Below are 18,993 nucleotides of genomic sequence, written 5' to 3' on the forward strand. Positions count from 1 at the left end.
ATTTTCAATGCCATCGACATTTATGGGGCTCGAAACAGCAAGACGTGCACTGAGTGCGCAGCAGACTGCATTGAGCACAGTTTCAAATAACGTTGCAAATGCAAATACAGAAGGATATACAAGGCAGCGCGTCACATTACAATCGACGAGTCCTTACCCCGCTGTATCAAAAAACAGTGAGCTGACGGCCGGCCAAATCGGAACCGGGGTCAAAGCCGGTTCAGTGGAGCGTGTCAGAGACAGTTTTTTAGACTATCAGTACAGAACTGAAAATACAAAATTAGGCTACTATACAGCCCGTTCCAATTCATTGTCGCAAATGGAAGGCGTCATGAAAGAGCTTGATGATAACGGATTAAACGGATCATTCAGTTCGTTTTGGAATGCCCTTCAGGACCTGGCGACGAACCCGGAAAATACGGGAGCGCGCTCAGTCTTGCAGGAGCAGGGGAAATCTCTTGTCGAGAGTTTTAACTATATATCAAGCTCTTTGACTAACATTCAGGGGGATATTAAAAAGAACCTGGATAACACAGCGGATCAGGCCAATTCAATTTTAAATCAGCTGAATGACCTTAATACTCAAATAGCGGCAGTTGAGCCGAGCGGTATGCTTCCTAATGATTTATATGACCAAAGAGACAGATTGATTGACCAACTATCTTCTATGGCAAATATAAAAGTTTCATATAATAAGTCGGGCGGACATGCCTTGGCGACTGCTGAAGGCACGGTCAACGTGGAATTGCTGAACGGAAACAACAATTCTCTCGGAACACTGCTTGATGGTAATACAAAAACGGTTTCAGAAATGAAAATCAACTACGACCAGGACAGCGGTCTTGTGTCAAGCGTATCCGTCGGCAGCAATGCGGTTAATGCGGATGCATTTACCGGCAAAGGATCACTTTTAGGTCTTATTGAGTCATACGGCTATATGTCAAATGGAGAAGAAAAGGGCCTTTATCCTGAAATGATGACTGCTCTTGATAATATGGCGCTCTCCTTTGCTGACGCGTTTAATGCAGTTCACGAAAAAGGAAAGACCTATACAGGCGAACAGGGCGCAGCATTTTTTGATTTCAGCGGGGATGAAGCGGTGCCGGTAAAAGGGGCGGCAGCGAAAATAAAAGTCAGTGACAAAGTCCTTGCGTCTACCGACAATATCGCAGCGTCGTTAAACGGAGAAAAAAGTGACGGCACAAACGCGACAAACCTGGCAGCCGTGCAGAACAGCAAGCTGACAATTAACGGTGAAACCACTACAATTAATGACTTTTATGAATCCCTTATCGGCAAGCTGGGCGTTAATTCACAAAAAGCGGCCAATCTTATGAACAACTCTGAAAGCAACACCCTTTCGGCCGATCAGCGGAGACAATCAGTCAGCGCCGTGTCATTAGATGAAGAAATGACAAATATGATTCAGTTTCAGCACGCTTATAATGCCGCTGCGCGAATCATAACGATGCAGGATCAAATATTCGATAAAATTATTAACGGTATGGGCACCGGAGGAAGATAAGGAGATAAGTAAATGAGAGTAACTCAAGGGATGATCGCAAAAAATTCTCTTCGATTTATCGGCTCAAGTTATGACAAGCTCGATCGGCTTCAGCAGCAAGTGTCTACGGGGAAAAAAATCACCAAAGCTTCTGATGATCCGGTCGTCGCAATGAAGGGAATGCAGTACCGTACTCAGCTTGCGCAGGTCAACCAGTATCAGCGGAATGTTTCGCAAGGTTTCACATGGCTGGAAAACTCGGAATCCAGCGTAAACTCAGAAACGGATATTATGGGGAAAATCCGGGACTTGATGATTAAGGCAAAAAGTGATTCGAACGGTGAAACGGAATTAAAAGCCATCGGTACAGAAATCGGCCAGCTGAAAAAGCAGCTCGTTTCTGTCGCGAATACTCAGGTGAACGGGCGTTACCTGTTTAACGGAACAAATTCAGATGTCCCGCCGATCACTGAAAATGCCGACGGCACGTATACGTACAACTATGAAAATTACACGAGTGCTTCGGATGTTAACATCAACATTTCGAACGGGGCAGTGCTGAAAGTGAATTCTGACCCGAATTCAGCTTTCGGGGGCGTCGCTCAAAATGGAGATAATGTATTTGAATTTCTCAACTCATTAGAAGCTTCTTTAAGCAAAGGTACGCTCTCTGAAGCAGATTCAAATCAAATTCTGTCAGACATCGACGGTTTTACTGACAAAATGAATGCTGAAAAATCCAATATCGGCGCCCGAACAAACCGTTTGGAACTCATTAAGACAAGGTTGGAATCTCAAGCTGCTACCGCTGAAAAAGTATTGTCAGATAATGAAGATGTAGAAATGGAAGATGTGATTGTTGATTATTTATCTCAGCAGACGGTTCATAAAGCTGCGCTGTCAGTAAATGCGAATATCATTCAGCCGTCACTGATCGACTTCCTGAAATAATAGATGAAACGTCTTCTATATATAAAAAAAGCGACTCACAACAGGGAGATCGCTTTTTTTACTAGAACACTCTAAAGAGGAGGGGTCTCTATGCAGATGCCGAGATTGATTATTGACAGTGTGCCTGCTAAAATCGGTATAACCTTTCAGAAGGAAGAAATCGAGATGGAACAGCCGCCCGCTGACCTGGAAATCGAGCAGCCGCCGGCAGAGCTGAACATTGAAAGCACGCCGGCCAAACTGACGATTGATCAGACGAGGGCGTGGGAGAACTTAAATCTGAAATCATTTGAGAAGCTGAACGCTGAAGCCGCCCAGAAAGGTGCGCAAGCATGCAGTGAGTTTATTGCGAAAACAGTCAGAGAAGGGAAGGAAATGGCGGCTATCGAAAAGAAAACCGGCAATGTGATGGCTCGTCAGGCAGCGGATGTCAGTCCGCCCGATCCATTCGGCGAATTCAGCGACTTTCTGCCTGCGCAGTTTCTCGTTGACATTGACTGCATTCCTTCAATGCTTACGGTTGATATTGAAGCCCGCAAACCTTCAATTGAAGCCACCGCCCATAAACCGGTATGGAATTACACACCGGGGAGAGTTCAGATTGATATGATGCAAGACCCTAAAGTGACGATTTCGGTTGACGACGGTAATACAGAATAAAAGATGAAAGTGGTAAAGGATTGTGAAGCATGATTATTAAAACAAAATATCACGGAGAAATCAGAATAGACGAAGGGCAGATTATCTCATTTGAAAACGGGCTGCCGGGATTTAATGACGAGACTCAATTTGTTGTTCTTCCTTTGTCGGAAGATTCACCGTTTTTGGCGCTGCAGTCTGTCAAACAGGAGCATATCGCCTTTATTGTCGCCAGTCCGTTTATTTTCTTTAAAGGATACGAATTTGACATTGACCAATCGACGCTGGAGCTTTTGCACATTGAAGATATAGAGGACGTCGAAGTGATGGCGATTTTAACGCTGGAAGAGCCTTTTGAAAACACGACCGCCAATTTAAAAGCGCCGATTATCGTCAATAAAAAGGAAATGAAGGCGAAACAAATCATTTTACATGATGCTTCCTATGAAACAAAACATTTGATAGGAGGAGGATCATGCTAGTTCTCTCGAGAAAAGTGAATGAGTCCATTCAAATCGGGCCGGATATTGAAATCAAGGTGATTGCCATCGAAGGAGAGCAAGTGAAGCTGGGAATTGAAGCGCCGCAGCACGTGGATATTCATCGGAAGGAAATATACTTGTCCATCCTGGAAGAGAATAACAGAGCTGTATCTTTTAATACTGATTTATTACTTAATTTATCCTCACAAAAAAAGTGAGGATTTTTTTATTTTCAATATAAACAATAGAAGCGGCCGTCCGATATATATAGTGTAGCCAATGAGAGGAAAAATTTTCTTCAAAAATGATGCTGCGCAAATGCACAAGGACGTGCGAAAAACAATTCAAGGAGGAAATACAAAATGAGAATCAACCACAATATCGCGGCTCTTAACACTAGCCGTCAGCTGAATGCAGGTTCAAGTTCTGCTGCAAAAAACATGGAAAAATTATCTTCAGGTCTTCGCATCAACCGCGCTGGTGATGACGCTGCGGGTCTTGCGATCTCTGAAAAAATGCGTTCCCAAATCCGCGGTTTAGACATGGCGTCTAAAAATGCTCAAGACGGAATCTCTCTTATCCAAACATCTGAGGGTGCATTGAACGAAACTCACAGCATTCTTCAGCGTATGAGCGAGCTTGCTACACAAGCGGCGAACGATACAAACACAGATTCAGACCGTTCTGAGCTTCAAAAAGAGATGGACCAATTATCATCTGAAGTAACAAGAATTTCTACTGACACTGAGTTCAACACGAAGAAACTTCTTGACGGAACTGCAAAAGATCTTACGTTCCAAATCGGAGCTAACGAAGGCCAAACAATGAGCCTGTCTATCAATAAAATGGACTCTGAAAGCTTGAAAGTTGGTACGACTTATACAGCTCAAGCTGATGGAACACTTAAATCAGGTGATGGAAATAGCACCGCTACTTGGGCAGATGAAGAAGTAACAGACGGTAAAGTTACAAAAAAAGCCGGTTATTATGATGATAAAGGTACTATTGTAGGAACGGAAAAAATAGCAGAAGGCGAAAAATTATCTAAAGGTATCGACATCTCATCTTCAGCTAAAGCTGCGTCTTCAGCTCTTACAACAATCAAAACAGCTATCGACACAGTATCTAGCGAGCGCGCTAAACTTGGTGCGGTTCAAAATCGTTTAGAGCACACAATCAACAACCTTGGTACTTCTTCTGAGAACCTGACTTCTGCTGAATCACGTATCCGTGACGTAGACATGGCTTCTGAGATGATGGAGTACACGAAAAACAATATCCTTACTCAGGCTTCTCAAGCTATGCTTGCGCAAGCTAACCAACAGCCTCAGCAAGTTCTTCAATTGCTTAAAGGTTAATGACGGAAAGATCCTGGTTCTCCAGGGTCTTTTTTTTATTCCTTCAGCTATCTCCCCTCATCATGCCAAAGAACACTATTGACAAAATGAAACGTTATAATTTGCAGTTAAATTATTGAAAACCTTTTAATCTGACCGATATAAGAATAAGATCATACATTTATGGAGCTGTGATATGATAAACAGTCGGAAACTCACTGTTGTCATAGAGCCGTCTACGACTAAACGCCGAAAAGGAGAGGGTACATATGGTCACAAGAATCACAGGCCTTAATTCCGGTCTTGATGTAGATTCTCTGGTGAAAAAAATGATGGATGCCGAAAAGCAGCCGCTTAATAAATTAAACCAGCAAAAGCAGACGCTTGAATGGAAGCGCGATGCTTATCGGGAAATGAATACCCAGATTGCCGACATGTATTCCACTACATTTAATAATATGCTGATGTCCACAAACTGGAATAAAAAAACAGTAACAAGTTCGGATTCCAGTGTCAGCGCGACGGCCGTCAGTGCTGAGCAAAATATTTCAACGAGCATGTCTGTTCAGCAGCTGGCCACGCCGACGACATATAAATCTTCAGGCGTCATTCATTTCACCTCAGGCCAGAGCCAAACATTGAAATTCAATGTCACAAATCCGGGTGAAACGAAGCCGACAGAGGTAAACGTCACGATCGCCGCAACCGATACGATTGATGATGTGGTCACCAAACTGAACAGCTCGGGCCTCGGGGTGACGGCTTTAAAAGAGAAAATCTCCAACGGCACGGATTATGTGGATACGATCGCGTTTACTTCCAATAAAACGGGAGAAGGGTTTGCCCTTGCCGCAGGTGATGACGCAACTAGAAGCTTCCTGAAAGATCAGCTCGGTTTTGCCGTTGATGATACAACGAATGAACTTACGGCCAATGCCGAAGGGAAAAACGCGAAGTTTACGTTCAACGGGCTTGAAATGACCAAAACGTCAAATAACTTTACGATCAACGGCATCAAATATACGCTGAACAGCGTGACGGAAAGCAATAAAACGGTTACGATCAACAGCACGACTGATACGGACGGCATTTTTAACAACATTAAAGATTTCGTTGATAAATACAACACGTTAATTAAAAGCGTAAACGCGAAGGTGTCAGAATCCAAATACCGTGATTATACGCCGTTAACCGATGAACAAAAAGAATCAATGACCGATAAGCAGGTTGAGCAGTGGGAGGCAAAAGCCAAAAGCGGTTTATTACGGAGCGACAGCACCCTGCAGAACGGTTTGGCGGAGATGCGGCTGGATCTGTACTCGACGGTTACGATTGACGGAAAAAAATATCAGCTCACGGATTTCGGAATCGAAACGTCTGATAACTACACCGATCAAGGAAAGCTAGTCATTAAAGATGAAGCAAAACTGAAACAGAAAATTACCGAGAATCCGTCTCTCGTGGCTAAGCTGTTTAATGCGGACAGCCCTGATACAGCGAAAACCAAAAACCCCGAAGAACAGGGGATTGCCCGGAGGTTAAAAGACACATTAAACAAAATGCAGACTCAAATTTCAAAACAGGCCGGTACGGAAAGCTCGGTATCAACCAGCTTTGCCATCGGAAAAAGCCTGAACGAAGTAGAAACAAATATTACGAATATGAAAACAAAGCTGGATGACATCGAGACGAGATATTATAAAAAGTTCAGCGCGTTGGATACGGCATTGGAGAAATTGAACAGCCAATCTTCATATCTCACGTCAATGTTAGGATCTTCAACATCATAATCTTGGAGGTTTCACAAAATGGCAATAAATAATCCTTTTGCTGCTTATCAGCAGACATCCGTCTTTACAGCCGCTCCGGAAGAGCTGACCCTTATGCTTTATAACGGCTGCCTGCGATTCATTAAGCTGGCAAGGCAGGCGATGAAGCAAAACAACCCTGAAGCCAAAAATGAAAATATCGTAAAGGCGCAAAACATCATTCAAGAGCTCAGCATCACGTTAAACCGGGAGATTGAGATTTCTGAACAAATGTCATCAATCTATGATTACATCCGCCGCCGCCTGATTGAAGCGAACGTGCAGAATAATGAAGGATTGTTAGATGAAGCGGAAAAGCTTGTTACTGAATTTCGCGATACGTGGAAACAAGCCATGCAGAGCGAACGGAAAAACAGCCATGGCGCGGGCGGCCTTGCCTGATGAACAGCAATGTCCTTTCTTTGTATAACGAAACGAAGAACATGCACGCTGCACTGAAGGATGCCCCGGAAAGCGACGGCCTCATCAGCAGCTTCACGGCATTTACGGAGAAAAGGGAAGAGATGCTTGCGGGCATAAAGCCGCCTTTTTCCGAAGAAGAAAAAACGCTGCTTCAGCAGGTGGCCGCGATGGACCGCTTGATTACCGGAGAAGTGAAACGGCTCCAGGATGGCATCCGAAATGAAATAAAAACTCTCAAGAAAAAACGGGTGTACCATAATACGTATTTTAATCCGTATCATCAAACGACAAGTGACGGCCGTTATTACGACAAACGCAAATAGGTGAGTGTTTTGAGAAGTTTGAACGATTACCATTTGGTGTCAGCATACTACCAGCTTCTTTTTACCATTGATGAGGGGCTTTGCTACCTATTGGATACGCAGGATGATTTTTTTAAGACGGAGGGCGAACGGATTTACAACGATTTGATTCAGGCTTTTTTTCATCTCGATTCCTCTCATGCGCTTCTCTTGTCTATCGTTGAGTGCCAATGCGTGGAGACGGCGATTCGGTCATTTGACGAGATTTTTCAGGATTTCAGCATGTTAAATGATTATGATTTCCCGTCCGCTCCATTTCAGGAGTTTTTAAAAACCATCTTTCTGCCGCATTATAAGGTGTGGATGGAGCAGACGCACGACTGCATCAAACCGTATGTTCTTCACTAGACCTGCTGCAAGCGGCAGGTCTTTTGCCTGCGTCTTCTGCATATACTGATAATCCTGCCGGAAGCAGCGGATATAAGCCGACACCATTCGTCATCGTTCACCGAATTTACACATTATTTTAACGTTTCAGCAGGGATCAGAAGGGGAAAAAGAGAAATAGTTACATATCCTTAGATAAAGGGAGGCGTTCTTTGATGAACTACAATATCAGAGGAGAAAACATTGAGGTTACACCTGCGTTAAAGGATCATGTGGAAAGAAAAATCGGCAAGCTGGAACGATATTTCGAGCAGAGCGTCAATGCCGATGTGAACGTCAACTTAAAATTCTATAATGATAAGGAATCCAAAGTTGAAGTCACCATTCCGATGACTGATCTGTCGCTTCGTTCTGAAGTGCATAACGAGGATATGTACAATGCAATTGATCTCGCAACAAACAAGCTGGAACGTCAAATCCGAAAGCATAAAACAAAAGTCAACCGAAAATTCCGCGAGCAGGGTCTTCCGAAACATTACTTCGAGAACGGAAGCGCAGCTGATACAAACGTAGCGGTTCAGGACGAAATTGAAGATGACAGCCCGGAAATTGTCCGTCAGAAACGTTTTAATTTAAAACCGATGGATAATGAAGAAGCGATTCTCCAAATGAATATGCTCGGACATAATTTCTTCGTATTCACCAACGCGGAAACGAATCTGACAAATGTCGTTTACCGCCGGAATGACGGCAAATACGGATTAATTGAACCGACTGAATAAACCATCCAGCCTTCCGTGAACGCGCGGAAGGTTTTTCTCTTTCTTTATCTGCAAATTCTTTGGAAATAGCAAAAGGTATGTTATGATAATGAGAGGTATACATGGACAGAAAATTATCATTTATTCCATGCGAAATCTGCATGTGAACATAGAGGAGCGTTATAGATGCTTGGGATTTTAAATAAAATGTTTGATCCGACCAAACGTGCGCTGAACAAATACGAAAAAATAGCGAATGACATTGATGCTGTAAAAGGAGATTATGAAAATCTCTCTGACGATGCGCTTAAACAAAAAACGGCAGAATTTAAAGAGCGGCTTGAAAAAGGAGAAACGACGGATGACCTTCTTGTCGAAGCGTTTGCCGTCGTTCGTGAAGCTTCACGCCGCGTAACCGGCATGTTTCCGTTTAAAGTGCAGCTGATGGGGGGTCTTGCCCTTCATGAGGGGAATATCGCCGAAATGAAAACAGGGGAAGGGAAAACGCTGACGTCCACCCTTCCGGTATATTTAAACGCGTTGACGGGAAAAGGCGTTCACGTCGTAACGGTCAACGAATATCTGGCAAGCCGTGATGCCCAGCAAATGGGAGAAATTTTCGAGTTTCTCGGGCTTACAGTCGGCCTGAACCTGAATTCGTTGTCAAAAGACGAAAAACGCGAAGCTTACGCGGCCGATATCACATATTCAACGAATAATGAACTCGGCTTTGATTATTTGCGTGACAACATGGTGCTTTATAAAGAACAAATGGTGCAGCGCCCGCTTCATTTTGCCGTTATTGATGAAGTCGATTCCATTTTAGTCGATGAAGCGAGAACGCCATTGATTATTTCCGGACAAGCTCAGAAGTCCACAAAACTGTACGTGCAGGCAAATGCATTTGTCCGCACACTCAAGCAGGATCAGGATTATACGTATGACGTCAAAACGAAGGGCGTTCAGCTGACGGAAGAAGGAATGACGAAGGCTGAAAAAACGTTCGGCATCGACAACCTGTTTGATGTCAAAAACGTGGCGTTGAATCACCATATCAACCAGGCTTTAAAAGCCCATGCGGCGATGCAGAAAGACGTGGATTATGTTGTTGAGGACGGCCAGGTCGTCATCGTCGATTCCTTCACCGGCCGTCTGATGAAAGGACGCCGCTACAGCGAAGGCCTTCACCAGGCGATTGAAGCGAAAGAAGGCCTGGAGATTCAAAATGAAAGCATGACTCTGGCGACGATTACGTTCCAAAACTATTTCCGTATGTATGAAAAGCTTGCCGGCATGACCGGTACCGCAAAAACGGAAGAGGAAGAATTCCGCAATATTTATAACATGCAGGTTGTATCCATTCCGACCAACCAGCCGGTCATCCGTGAAGACCGTCCGGATTTGATCTACCGCTCAATGGAAGGGAAATTCAAGGCGGTGGCGGAGGATGTCGCCCAGCGCTACATGACCGGACAGCCCGTTCTTGTCGGTACGGTTGCCGTTGAAACATCTGAATTGATTTCTAAACTTCTGAAGAATAAAGGAATTCCGCATCAGGTGCTGAACGCGAAAAACCATGAGCGTGAAGCTCAGATCATTGAAGAAGCGGGACAAAAAGGCGCTGTCACAATTGCAACCAACATGGCAGGACGCGGAACCGACATTAAACTCGGTGAAGGCGTAAAAGAGCTTGGCGGCCTTGCAGTCGTCGGTACGGAACGCCACGAATCCCGCCGGATTGACAACCAGCTCCGCGGACGTTCAGGGCGTCAGGGAGACCCAGGTATCACACAATTTTATCTTTCAATGGAAGATGAATTGATGCGCCGTTTCGGAGCTGAACGGACGATGGCGATGCTTGACCGGTTCGGTATGGATGACTCCACGCCGATTCAGAGCAAAATGGTGTCACGCGCCGTGGAATCGTCTCAAAAACGTGTCGAAGGAAACAACTTCGATTCACGTAAACAGCTTCTCCAATATGACGACGTGCTCCGTCAGCAGCGCGAAGTCATTTATAAGCAGCGTTTTGAAGTCATTGACTCTGAAAACCTGCGTGACATTGTGGAAGGCATGATCAAGTCTTCACTGGAGCGTGCAATTGCCGCTTATACGCCGAAAGAGGAGCTTCCGGAAGAATGGAATCTTGACGGCCTCGTGGAGCTCGTGAATACAACGTATCTTGATGAAGGCGCGCTTGAAAAGAGCGATATCTTCGGAAAAGAACCGGATGAAATGCATGAGATGATCATGGACCGCATCATGACAAAATATAATGAAAAAGAAGAGAATTTCGGCACAGAGCAGATGCGTGAATTCGAAAAAGTCATCGTATTGCGTGCCGTCGATTCAAAATGGATGGATCATATTGATGCGATGGATCAGCTGCGTCAAGGGATTCACCTCCGCGCCTATGCGCAGACAAATCCGCTGCGTGAATACCAAATGGAAGGTTTCGCTATGTTTGAGCACATGATTGAGTCCATTGAGGACGAGGTTGCGAAATTCGTCATGAAGGCCGAGATTGAAAGCAATCTGGAACGCGAAGAAGTTGTTCAGGGCCAAACGACGGCTCACCAGCCGCAGGACGGCGATGAGGCCAAACAAGCGAAAAAAGCGCCGGTACGCAAAGTCGTAGATATCGGACGCAACGCACCTTGCCATTGCGGAAGCGGAAAAAAATATAAAAATTGCTGCGGCCGGACAGAATAGTCAGGACTGTATGCATCGAACATGACCGGGTCTGCGTCTTATGGCGCCCCGGATCTTTTAATGAGGTGAATGGAATGGAATTATCAGAAATCAGGGCAGAGCTCGAAAATATGGCTTCTCGTTTAGCGGACTTCAGGGGGTCTCTTTGACCTCGAATCAAAGGAAGCCCGCATTGCAGAATTAGATGAAAAGATGGCGGAACCGGAATTCTGGAATGACCAGCAGAAGGCCCAAACTGTCATCAACGAAGCGAACGGTCTGAAGGAATACTTGAACTCCTACCATCAGCTGAGCGAGTCTCATGAAGAGCTCCAAATGACACATGATCTTTTAAAAGAAGAACCCGATACGGATCTTCAGCAGGAGCTTGAGAAAGAACTGAAGTCATTAACGAAGGAATTGAATGAATTTGAGCTTCAGCTGCTGCTCAGTGAACCATATGACAAAAATAACGCGATTTTAGAACTTCACCCGGGTGCAGGCGGTACAGAATCCCAAGACTGGGGTTCCATGCTGCTCAGAATGTATACCCGCTGGGCGGAAAGACGCGGATTCAAAGTTGAAACGCTTGATTATCTGCCAGGTGATGAAGCCGGAATTAAGTCGGTTACACTGCTCATTAAAGGCCACAATGCATACGGCTATTTAAAAGCGGAAAAAGGCGTACACCGCCTCGTGCGGATTTCTCCGTTTGATTCATCTGGCCGCCGCCACACGTCATTCGTGTCATGTGAAGTCATGCCTGAATTCAATGAAGAAATCGACATTGATATTCGTACCGAAGACATTAAAGTTGATACGTACCGGGCGAGCGGTGCCGGCGGACAGCACGTCAACACGACTGATTCGGCCGTTCGGATCACCCACCTGCCGACAAATGTAGTCGTTACATGCCAGACGGAACGTTCACAAATCAAAAACCGCGACAGAGCGATGAAAATGCTCAAAGCGAAGCTGTACCAGCGCAGAATTGAAGAACAGCAGGCGGAGCTTGACGAAATCCGCGGCGAACAGAAAGAAATCGGCTGGGGCAGCCAAATCCGCTCTTACGTATTCCATCCGTACTCCATGGTGAAAGACCACCGGACCAATACGGAAATGGGGAACGTACAGGCGGTTATGGACGGAGATATTGATATCTTCATTGATGCCTACTTACGCTCTAAACTGTCTTAATCCGGGAACACACCTGCCTTTGGCATGGTGTGTTTTTTTATCCGTTCTCTTTTTCCATTTTTCACAATAGCGCTTTAGCAAATTAATACGGTATTTGGCTGTTATTTACTTCTAAGCCGGGAAGACTTAAAATGCTATCGAGAGAAAATCGGAGAACGGAGGATTTTGCATGGATGTGAATCACAATAAGCCGCTCCGTCTGATCAAAGATTACATATATATCGTGATCGGCGCGGCGATTACAGGGGTCGTGTTTAACGTATTTTTGCTGCCGAACCGTATAGCAGCGGGGGGAGTAAGCGGGATCAGCACCATTTTGGAGACATTTGGTTTTGAGCCGGCTTACGTGCAGTGGATCATTAACATCCCTTTGTTTATCGCCGGCGTGATCATTCTCGGCGGGAAATTCGGAATGAAGACACTTGTCGGTTCCATCGTTCTGCCGCTTGCCGTCTTTTTAACGAGAGACCTGCCTGCCGCGACGACCCATGAACTGCTGGCGGCGATTTTCGGAGGCGTCGGGATCGGCACGGGGATCGGTATCGTGTATCTCGGCAAAGGCTCCACGGGGGGAACGGCACTGGCGGCGCAGATTATCCACAAATACACGGGGCTTTCACTGGGAACGTGCCTTGCCATCATGGACGGATTAATTGTGCTGAGCGCGATGCTCGTTTTCGGAGTGGAACAGGGACTGTATGCGATGCTTGGGGTATTTATTTCAAGCAAAACGATTGATGTCGTGCAGGTCGGGTTCAACCGCTCCAAAATGGCTTTAATCATTACGCAGCATGAAGAAGCCGTCAGGTCGGCTGTGTTTACGGAAATTGACAGGGGTGTGACGAAGATTTCCGCAGTCGGCGGGTATACGGAACATGACCGGCCGATCTTAATGTGTGTCGTCGGCCAGACCGAATTCACAAAACTGAAACAAATCGTCAAACAAATTGATGAGTCAGCCTTTGTCATTGTCGCAGACGCAAGCGAGGTGCTCGGCGAGGGTTTCAAACGCGCATAAACAGGGTTATAATAGCGAAGGGGTGCATCTTACATATGAAATCAAAATGGGCGCTATTGGCGCTGGTTCTGACCATGTCCGTCCTGCTGGCGGCATGCGGCGGAGCCAATGAATCGAAAAAAGAAAGCTCTGACAGCTCAGGCGGATCGAAAGCATCTGCGTCAGCGGGCGAAGAGCTTTATCAGCAAAGCTGTATCGGCTGTCACGGTAAAGATTTAGAAGGCGGCGGAGGTCCGAATTTACAAGAAGTCGGCGGGAAGTATGATGAAGCCAAGATTGAAAGCATCATTAAAAACGGACGGGGCAATATGCCGAGCCATCTTGTAAATGATGAGGAAGCCGCGAAGATCGCAAAATGGCTGTCACAGAAAAAATAACAGAAAAACCTTGCCTGTTATAGGGGCAAGGTTTTTTCACGGCCTGGGAATGAAAAGAAACTGTAATAGTAATATGTCTAAATTTGACGTATAATGAAGTGTACTGAGGAAAAGGAACTTTCAGATTTTTCATCTGTTTCCTGGTAGATCGGCCATAAACCGCAGTATTTTTGCGAACTCTATGGCTGCAAGACATAAATAAAAGATTAGGTGATTTCATGATAGAGATGAAAGAAGTATATAAATCCTATCCGAACGGTGTAAAAGCGATTAACGGGCTGTCAGTCATGATTCATCCCGGAGAATTTGTATATGTCGTAGGACCGAGCGGAGCCGGTAAATCTACTTTTATTAAAATGATTTACAGAGAAGAAAAACCGACAAAAGGGCAAATATTGATTAATCATAAAGATCTCGCGGCTGTGAAAGAAAAAGAGATTCCTTTCGTGCGGCGTAAAATAGGTGTTGTTTTCCAGGATTTTAAACTTCTTCCGAAATTGACGGTATTTGAAAACGTAGCGTTTGCGCTTGAAGTTATCGGAGAGCAGCAGTCAGTCATTAAAAAACGCGTGCTCGAAGTGCTCGACCTTGTGCAGCTGAAGCATAAAGCGCGGCAGTTTCCCGACCAGCTTTCCGGAGGAGAACAGCAGCGTGTTTCCATCGCAAGATCCATCGTCAACAATCCTGACGTCGTTATAGCTGACGAACCGACGGGCAACCTTGATCCGGTCACATCATGGGAAGTCATGAAGACACTGGAAGAGATTAACAACCGTGGGACGACCGTCGTGATGGCGACACACAATAAAGAAATAGTAAACACCATGAAGAAACGGGTCATCGCAATCGAAGACGGAATTATTGTGCGTGATGAGTCAAGAGGGGAGTATGGTTCTTATGATTAAAATTCTCGGGCGCCATTTGCGTGAGAGTTTTAAATCTCTCGGAAGAAACACATGGATGACATTTGCATCCATCAGCGCCGTTACCGTTACATTGATTTTGGTCGGCGTGTTTTTAGTCATTATGCTGAATTTAAACAACATGGCTAAAAATGCTGAAAAAGAAGTGGAAATTAAAGTATTAATCGATCTGACGTCAAATAAGAAAACGCAGGATACGCTGCAGAATGAGATTAAAGATATCTCGGGAATCCAAAGCGTAGAGTTTTCATCTAAAGATAAAGAGCTTGATCAATTGGTCAAAAGCTTCGGCGACAGCGGAAAGGCCATGAAAATGCAAGATCAGGAAAACCCGCTGAACAACGCGTTTATCGTCAAAACGACAGATCCGCATGATACGCCGAAAGTCGCGAAAAAAATTGAGAAGCTGGATCATGTGTATAAAGTGACATACGGGAAAGAAGAAGTCAGCCGTCTGTTTAAGGTCGTCGGAGTGTCACGCAACATCGGGATCGCATTAATCATCGGCCTTCTGTTCACGGCGATGTTCTTAATTTCAAATACAATTAAAATCACGATTTTCGCCAGAAGAAAAGAGATTGAAATCATGAAGCTTGTCGGCGCGACAAACTGGTTTATCCGCTGGCCGTTTTTCCTTGAAGGGCTGCTGCTTGGGGTATTCGGTTCTGTCATACCGATCGCTCTCGTGCTGAGCACGTACCAGTCAATGGTCGCTTGGGTGGCTCCGAAAGTTCAGGGCTCATTTGTTTCACTCCTGCCGTACAGTCCGTTTGTGTTCCAAGTATCACTTGTGCTCATTCTGATCGGCGCGGTTATCGGAGTATGGGGAAGTTTGACTTCCATCCGGAAATTCCTTCGTGTATAAATGCAAAAGCCAGTCTTTGTGAGACTGGCTTTTTTTGATGGTTCCGTTATTGAATGACGGGCAGGGCCGGTGATCCCGGCTTTAATGTAAAGTCATAAGACGATTCGTCACGGTACATCGGATCGGCATATATGGAATTTGAATCGTTTGCCGTTCCTTTTTTGTAAGCTGCGAATGAATCATATTCTTTGTTCTTCCAATTCCAAATGCCGTCTTTTCCCGCTTCTTTGTGATAGACGTTATGATTAACAGTATTGCCTTCGTTTTTCGTATAATCATTTGCGATAAAAATCCGTGAACCGCTTGCCGTCAAGATGTTCTTTTCGATGGTGTTCCCTTTTGTATCGTACTGGAGCAGCAGCTGGCCGCCGTCAAGGTCCTTCGTGTCATTTCGGTACATGATATTGTGAGCGATCACGGAATTGATTGTGCCGCCTCGTTTTGTGTCATATCCCCCGATTGAAATACCCGTGTAAGCATTGTTGTACACTTTGTTATCCGTAATCCGTATATCTTGTGCGTACTTTCCTTTATGCTCGGAAGTGGCTTCAATGCCGAGGTCATTGTTGTAAACGGTATTTTTCTTAATGTCCACATGTTCTGCGCCGTCAACGTATATACCGCCAGCAGAGTATTCATTGCCGTAGGCGGGGTTTCCGTAAGAAGAGTTATGGCTCACCGTATTGTTTTCAATGACGCCGTTTCGCGCATAGTCGTTTTGCTTGGAAGTTCCTTCATAGCCGATCACGTCAATCCCGATATTGTTGTTGTCCCGGATGGTATTGCCGGCGATCTTAAATCCGTCAACATTTCCGTTCAGCACGACCGCTTCGCTTGCGCCGAGCGTCAGTTTTTCAACCGTGTTATTTGTGATGCTGACATCCTTCATGGCGCCCGAGCCGTAAAACGCGATGCCGTGTGCATTTCCCTCATCAGCCGTTGTTTTAATATTCCGGATATGGTTGCCGTCAATGGCGATATGACTGCTTGATCCGGTGACATAGATGCCCATGGCTGTCGCATCTTCTGATGAGACAGATAGGTTTTCAAGCGTAATGCCGTGAATGGTAATGTACTGTTTATTGCGGATTTGAATTAACGGTGTTTCAGAATCGCTTTTAGGCGCAGATTTGCCGCTGATGGCGACATGCTCATTCTGATAGTTCTGAAATGTAATCGGCTTTTTCGCCGTCCCGCTGTGCTTTACTTCAAATGTTTCGTCGTACGTTCCTCCCCGAATCAATACGGTTGTTCCGGCCTCGGCCTTTTCCGCCGCATGCTTCAATGTGCGGAACGGCTTTTCTTTCGTTCCGTCATTTTGATCGTTTCCCGCGGGAGAAACATACAGAGCGTCAGCCTGTGATTTTTCATTGGCCTCTGTTTTATGCCAGACAAAGGCGGTAATGCCTGCGGCCAGCACCGCCGCGGATAAAATCGACAATTTTATGTTCATATCGCATTCTCCTGTATATTTAATGAATTGCATACAAATTATTATACGTTACCCATTTATATGAAACAATCTATTGGTTCCGTTTTTTTGTTGCCGTTACATGAATTCTTTTCGGTTTACACATACTATCTCCAGGTTTTCGTAAAAGGACTAAGAGGAGGTAAACGATGAAGCAGAAAATGATCGCAGCGATAGCGGCCGTCAGCATCATGTGCGGCGGAGCCCATACTGCCGGGGCGGCACAGCCGAAATCATCAGAAGCAGAAAGAAGCCAGGCAATGGAAAAAATCGAAAAAGCATATGAGCTGATCTCGAACGAATATGTGGAAAATGTGGATAAAGAAAAGCTTCTTGAAGGAGCGATTCAGGGGATGCTGTCTACATTAAACGACCCTTATTCCGTTTATATGGACAAGCAGACCGCCAAGCAGTTTTCCGATTCTCTGGATTCATCTTTTGAAGGGATCGGCGCTGAAGTCGGTATGGAAGAGAATAAAATCATTATCGTATCACCGTTTAAGCAATCTCCGGCTGAAAAGGCAGGCCTCAAGCCGAATGATGAAATCATCAGTATAAATGGCGAGTCAATGAACGGGAAAGATTTAAATGAAGCTGTGCTGAAAATCAGAGGGAAAAAAGGATCGAAGGTTTCTATTAAAATACATCGTCCGGGCACTGAAAAACAGCTGTCATTCCGGATTAAAAGAGCGGAAATCCCGCTGGAAACCGTATTTGCTTCACGTAAGGAATCAGGCGGGCATCATGTCGGCTACATCGCTATATCGACATTTTCCGAGCATACTGCTCAGGACTTCGCCGCGGCGCTGAAAAAGCTTGAGAAACAAGGGATTGACGGACTCGTTCTTGACGTAAGAGGGAATCCCGGCGGCTACCTTCAAAGCGTCGAACAGATTTTAAAGCATTTCGTCACAAAAGACATGCCGTATATCCAAATCGCGGAACGCAACGGAGATAAAAAACAATATTTCTCAACTTTAAAACATAAGAAGCCGTATCCCGTTAATGTCATTACGGATAAAGGGAGCGCTTCCGCTTCCGAAATTCTTGCGGGCGCGCTGAAAGAAGCGGGGCATTATGACGTTGTCGGTGATACCTCCTTCGGTAAAGGAACGGTACAGCAGGCCGTGCCGATGGGAGACGGCAGCAACATTAAATTGACGCTTTACAAATGGCTGACGCCGAAAGGCAATTGGATTCACAAAAAAGGCATTACTCCGACAATCGCCGTAAGCCAGCCGGATTATTTTGCGGCGGGACCGCTTCAGCTGAAACAGCCGCTTCAGCCTGATATGAACAGCGCGGATGTCAAACACGCACAAATCCTGCTGAAAGGCTTGGGTTTCGACCCGGGCAGGGCGGACGGCTATTTCAGCGGCACAATGAAAAAAGCCGTCATGGCGTTCCAAGATCGGTACAAACTTGATAAAACAGCTGTCATTGACAAACAAACAGCGGAAAAAATGAATCAGCTGATGAATGAGAAGAAATCTGACGAAAAAAATGATATACAGCTGCAAATGGCGTTAAAATCATTATTTGTTAAATAAATGAAAAGGAGGCTTTTTTTAAGCCTCCTGTTTCTTTTGTCATGTCTCACAAATGAACCAAAAGACATATAATTATGACGGTTTTGACAAGATATTAAAAAAATTTTCACATTTAAACATTTATAAAGGACAAACATTACCCGATATTTATAGGGAAGAGAGACTTTATGCCGAGTTAATATGTATTCAAAATGAAACTTTTGAAAGTTGCCTCAGTCAGTTTTAGTTCTTACAATAAAAGAAGGTTCTAATAGAGAACAGTTTTTTAGTTTGGCAGCTGCATTTCAGTATTGAAAGCAGAAGTGTT

General features: G+C 45.0%; 19 protein-coding genes. 18 read left to right on the top strand and 1 reads right to left on the bottom strand.

Annotated features, from left to right (window positions below; translation table 11 throughout):
* Positions 1 to 7 precede the first annotated feature (7 nt).
* The 17 genes from flgK (at position 8) to ftsX (ending at position 15,665) form a co-directional block, all read left to right on the top strand.
* Entirely contained in the window at positions 8 to 1,525 is a 1,518-nt protein-coding gene (flgK, locus tag AUL54_RS13305) for a flagellar hook-associated protein FlgK (protein WP_060964148.1), read from the top strand.
* A 12-nt stretch (positions 1,526 to 1,537) separates the two neighbouring features.
* Positions 1,538 to 2,455 (top strand): flagellar hook-associated protein FlgL, encoded by a 918-nt coding sequence (flgL, locus tag AUL54_RS13310; RefSeq protein WP_060964149.1) that lies wholly within the window; start codon positions 1,538 to 1,540, stop codon positions 2,453 to 2,455.
* 90 nt (positions 2,456 to 2,545) lie between these two features.
* Positions 2,546 to 3,115, top strand: a complete 570-nt coding sequence (locus tag AUL54_RS13315) for a DUF6470 family protein (RefSeq protein ID WP_060964150.1) — start codon at positions 2,546 to 2,548, stop codon at positions 3,113 to 3,115.
* Positions 3,116 to 3,144: 29 nt separating this feature from the next.
* On the top strand, positions 3,145 to 3,576 hold the full coding sequence (gene fliW / locus AUL54_RS13320) for a flagellar assembly protein FliW (protein WP_016937778.1): 432 nt from the start codon (positions 3,145 to 3,147) through the stop codon (positions 3,574 to 3,576).
* Positions 3,570 to 3,794: a carbon storage regulator CsrA gene (csrA, locus tag AUL54_RS13325; RefSeq protein WP_003151402.1), complete on the top strand. Its 225-nt coding sequence runs from the start codon at positions 3,570 to 3,572 to the stop codon at positions 3,792 to 3,794. Before fliW ends, csrA begins: the two co-directional genes overlap by 7 nt.
* Positions 3,795 to 3,938: 144 nt before the next feature.
* The gene (locus AUL54_RS13330) at positions 3,939 to 4,934 is read left to right on the top strand and encodes a flagellin N-terminal helical domain-containing protein (protein WP_060964151.1); all 996 of its coding nucleotides are present in this window, start codon (positions 3,939 to 3,941) and stop codon (positions 4,932 to 4,934) included.
* Between the two features lie 248 nt (positions 4,935 to 5,182).
* Positions 5,183 to 6,703, top strand: a complete 1,521-nt coding sequence (locus tag AUL54_RS13335; RefSeq protein WP_060964152.1) for a flagellar hook-associated protein 2 — start codon at positions 5,183 to 5,185, stop codon at positions 6,701 to 6,703.
* A gap of 18 nt (positions 6,704 to 6,721) precedes the next feature.
* Positions 6,722 to 7,123, top strand: coding sequence for a flagellar export chaperone FliS (gene fliS, locus AUL54_RS13340; RefSeq protein WP_045926616.1), 402 nt, complete (start codon positions 6,722 to 6,724; stop codon positions 7,121 to 7,123).
* Complete coding sequence (gene fliT, locus AUL54_RS13345; protein WP_060964153.1) at positions 7,123 to 7,467, top strand: flagella biosynthesis regulatory protein FliT; 345 nt, start codon at positions 7,123 to 7,125, stop codon at positions 7,465 to 7,467. The genes fliS and fliT overlap by 1 nt, the downstream gene beginning before the upstream one ends.
* Before the next feature lie 9 nt (positions 7,468 to 7,476).
* Complete coding sequence (locus AUL54_RS13350; RefSeq protein WP_060964154.1) at positions 7,477 to 7,854, top strand: DUF8042 domain-containing protein; 378 nt, start codon at positions 7,477 to 7,479, stop codon at positions 7,852 to 7,854.
* Between the two features lie 194 nt (positions 7,855 to 8,048).
* Positions 8,049 to 8,615 (top strand): ribosome hibernation-promoting factor, HPF/YfiA family, encoded by a 567-nt coding sequence (gene hpf, locus AUL54_RS13355; protein WP_060964155.1) that lies wholly within the window; start codon positions 8,049 to 8,051, stop codon positions 8,613 to 8,615.
* Between the two features lie 165 nt (positions 8,616 to 8,780).
* Positions 8,781 to 11,306, top strand: a complete 2,526-nt coding sequence (gene secA, locus AUL54_RS13360) for a preprotein translocase subunit SecA (RefSeq protein ID WP_047475776.1) — start codon at positions 8,781 to 8,783, stop codon at positions 11,304 to 11,306.
* 74 nt (positions 11,307 to 11,380) lie between these two features.
* Positions 11,381 to 12,482, top strand: a protein-coding gene (gene prfB, locus AUL54_RS13365; RefSeq protein WP_101605363.1) for a peptide chain release factor 2 whose coding sequence is annotated in 2 segments (ribosomal slippage) — positions 11,381 to 11,452 and positions 11,454 to 12,482 — 1,101 coding nt in all. Because the reading frame shifts where the segments join, the coding sequence is not laid out codon by codon here.
* Between the two features lie 169 nt (positions 12,483 to 12,651).
* The gene (locus AUL54_RS13370; RefSeq protein WP_060964157.1) at positions 12,652 to 13,500 is read left to right on the top strand and encodes a YitT family protein; all 849 of its coding nucleotides are present in this window, start codon (positions 12,652 to 12,654) and stop codon (positions 13,498 to 13,500) included.
* 35 nt (positions 13,501 to 13,535) lie between these two features.
* Positions 13,536 to 13,877, top strand: coding sequence for a cytochrome c551 (gene cccB / locus AUL54_RS13375; protein WP_016937788.1), 342 nt, complete (start codon positions 13,536 to 13,538; stop codon positions 13,875 to 13,877).
* Between the two features lie 218 nt (positions 13,878 to 14,095).
* The gene (ftsE, locus tag AUL54_RS13380) at positions 14,096 to 14,782 is read left to right on the top strand and encodes a cell division ATP-binding protein FtsE (RefSeq protein WP_003151418.1); all 687 of its coding nucleotides are present in this window, start codon (positions 14,096 to 14,098) and stop codon (positions 14,780 to 14,782) included.
* Positions 14,775 to 15,665, top strand: coding sequence for a permease-like cell division protein FtsX (gene ftsX / locus AUL54_RS13385; protein ID WP_016937789.1), 891 nt, complete (start codon positions 14,775 to 14,777; stop codon positions 15,663 to 15,665). Before ftsE ends, ftsX begins: the two co-directional genes overlap by 8 nt.
* A 46-nt stretch (positions 15,666 to 15,711) precedes the next feature.
* On the opposite strand, the gene AUL54_RS13390 is transcribed toward ftsX, so the two are convergent.
* Positions 15,712 to 17,118: a right-handed parallel beta-helix repeat-containing protein gene (locus tag AUL54_RS13390; RefSeq protein ID WP_060964158.1), complete on the bottom strand. Its 1,407-nt coding sequence runs from the start codon at positions 17,116 to 17,118 to the stop codon at positions 15,712 to 15,714.
* 209 nt (positions 17,119 to 17,327) lie between these two features.
* On the opposite strand from AUL54_RS13390, the gene ctpB reads away from it, so the two are divergent.
* A complete protein-coding gene (ctpB, locus tag AUL54_RS13395) occupies positions 17,328 to 18,686 on the top strand; it encodes a carboxy-terminal processing protease CtpB (RefSeq protein ID WP_420913150.1) in 1,359 nt (452 codons plus the stop codon).
* The last annotated feature ends 307 nt before the right edge of the window (positions 18,687 to 18,993 follow it).

Source organism: Bacillus sp. SDLI1 (assembly GCF_001553895.1).
Taxonomy (GTDB): domain Bacteria; phylum Bacillota; class Bacilli; order Bacillales; family Bacillaceae; genus Bacillus; species Bacillus siamensis.

Coding starts and splice junctions, on each gene's coding strand:
- flgK (WP_060964148.1), top strand. CDS start 8: ATGCCATCGACATTTATGGGGCTCGAAACAGCAAGACGTGCACTGAGT.
- flgL (WP_060964149.1), top strand. CDS start 1,538: ATGAGAGTAACTCAAGGGATGATCGCAAAAAATTCTCTTCGATTTATC.
- AUL54_RS13315 (WP_060964150.1), top strand. CDS start 2,546: ATGCAGATGCCGAGATTGATTATTGACAGTGTGCCTGCTAAAATCGGT.
- fliW (WP_016937778.1), top strand. CDS start 3,145: ATGATTATTAAAACAAAATATCACGGAGAAATCAGAATAGACGAAGGG.
- csrA (WP_003151402.1), top strand. CDS start 3,570: ATGCTAGTTCTCTCGAGAAAAGTGAATGAGTCCATTCAAATCGGGCCG.
- AUL54_RS13330 (WP_060964151.1), top strand. CDS start 3,939: ATGAGAATCAACCACAATATCGCGGCTCTTAACACTAGCCGTCAGCTG.
- AUL54_RS13335 (WP_060964152.1), top strand. CDS start 5,183: ATGGTCACAAGAATCACAGGCCTTAATTCCGGTCTTGATGTAGATTCT.
- fliS (WP_045926616.1), top strand. CDS start 6,722: ATGGCAATAAATAATCCTTTTGCTGCTTATCAGCAGACATCCGTCTTT.
- fliT (WP_060964153.1), top strand. CDS start 7,123: ATGAACAGCAATGTCCTTTCTTTGTATAACGAAACGAAGAACATGCAC.
- hpf (WP_060964155.1), top strand. CDS start 8,049: ATGAACTACAATATCAGAGGAGAAAACATTGAGGTTACACCTGCGTTA.
- secA (WP_047475776.1), top strand. CDS start 8,781: ATGCTTGGGATTTTAAATAAAATGTTTGATCCGACCAAACGTGCGCTG.
- AUL54_RS13370 (WP_060964157.1), top strand. CDS start 12,652: ATGGATGTGAATCACAATAAGCCGCTCCGTCTGATCAAAGATTACATA.
- cccB (WP_016937788.1), top strand. CDS start 13,536: ATGAAATCAAAATGGGCGCTATTGGCGCTGGTTCTGACCATGTCCGTC.
- ftsE (WP_003151418.1), top strand. CDS start 14,096: ATGATAGAGATGAAAGAAGTATATAAATCCTATCCGAACGGTGTAAAA.
- ftsX (WP_016937789.1), top strand. CDS start 14,775: ATGATTAAAATTCTCGGGCGCCATTTGCGTGAGAGTTTTAAATCTCTC.
- AUL54_RS13390 (WP_060964158.1), bottom strand. CDS start 17,118: ATGAACATAAAATTGTCGATTTTATCCGCGGCGGTGCTGGCCGCAGGC.
- ctpB (WP_420913150.1), top strand. CDS start 17,328: ATGTGCGGCGGAGCCCATACTGCCGGGGCGGCACAGCCGAAATCATCA.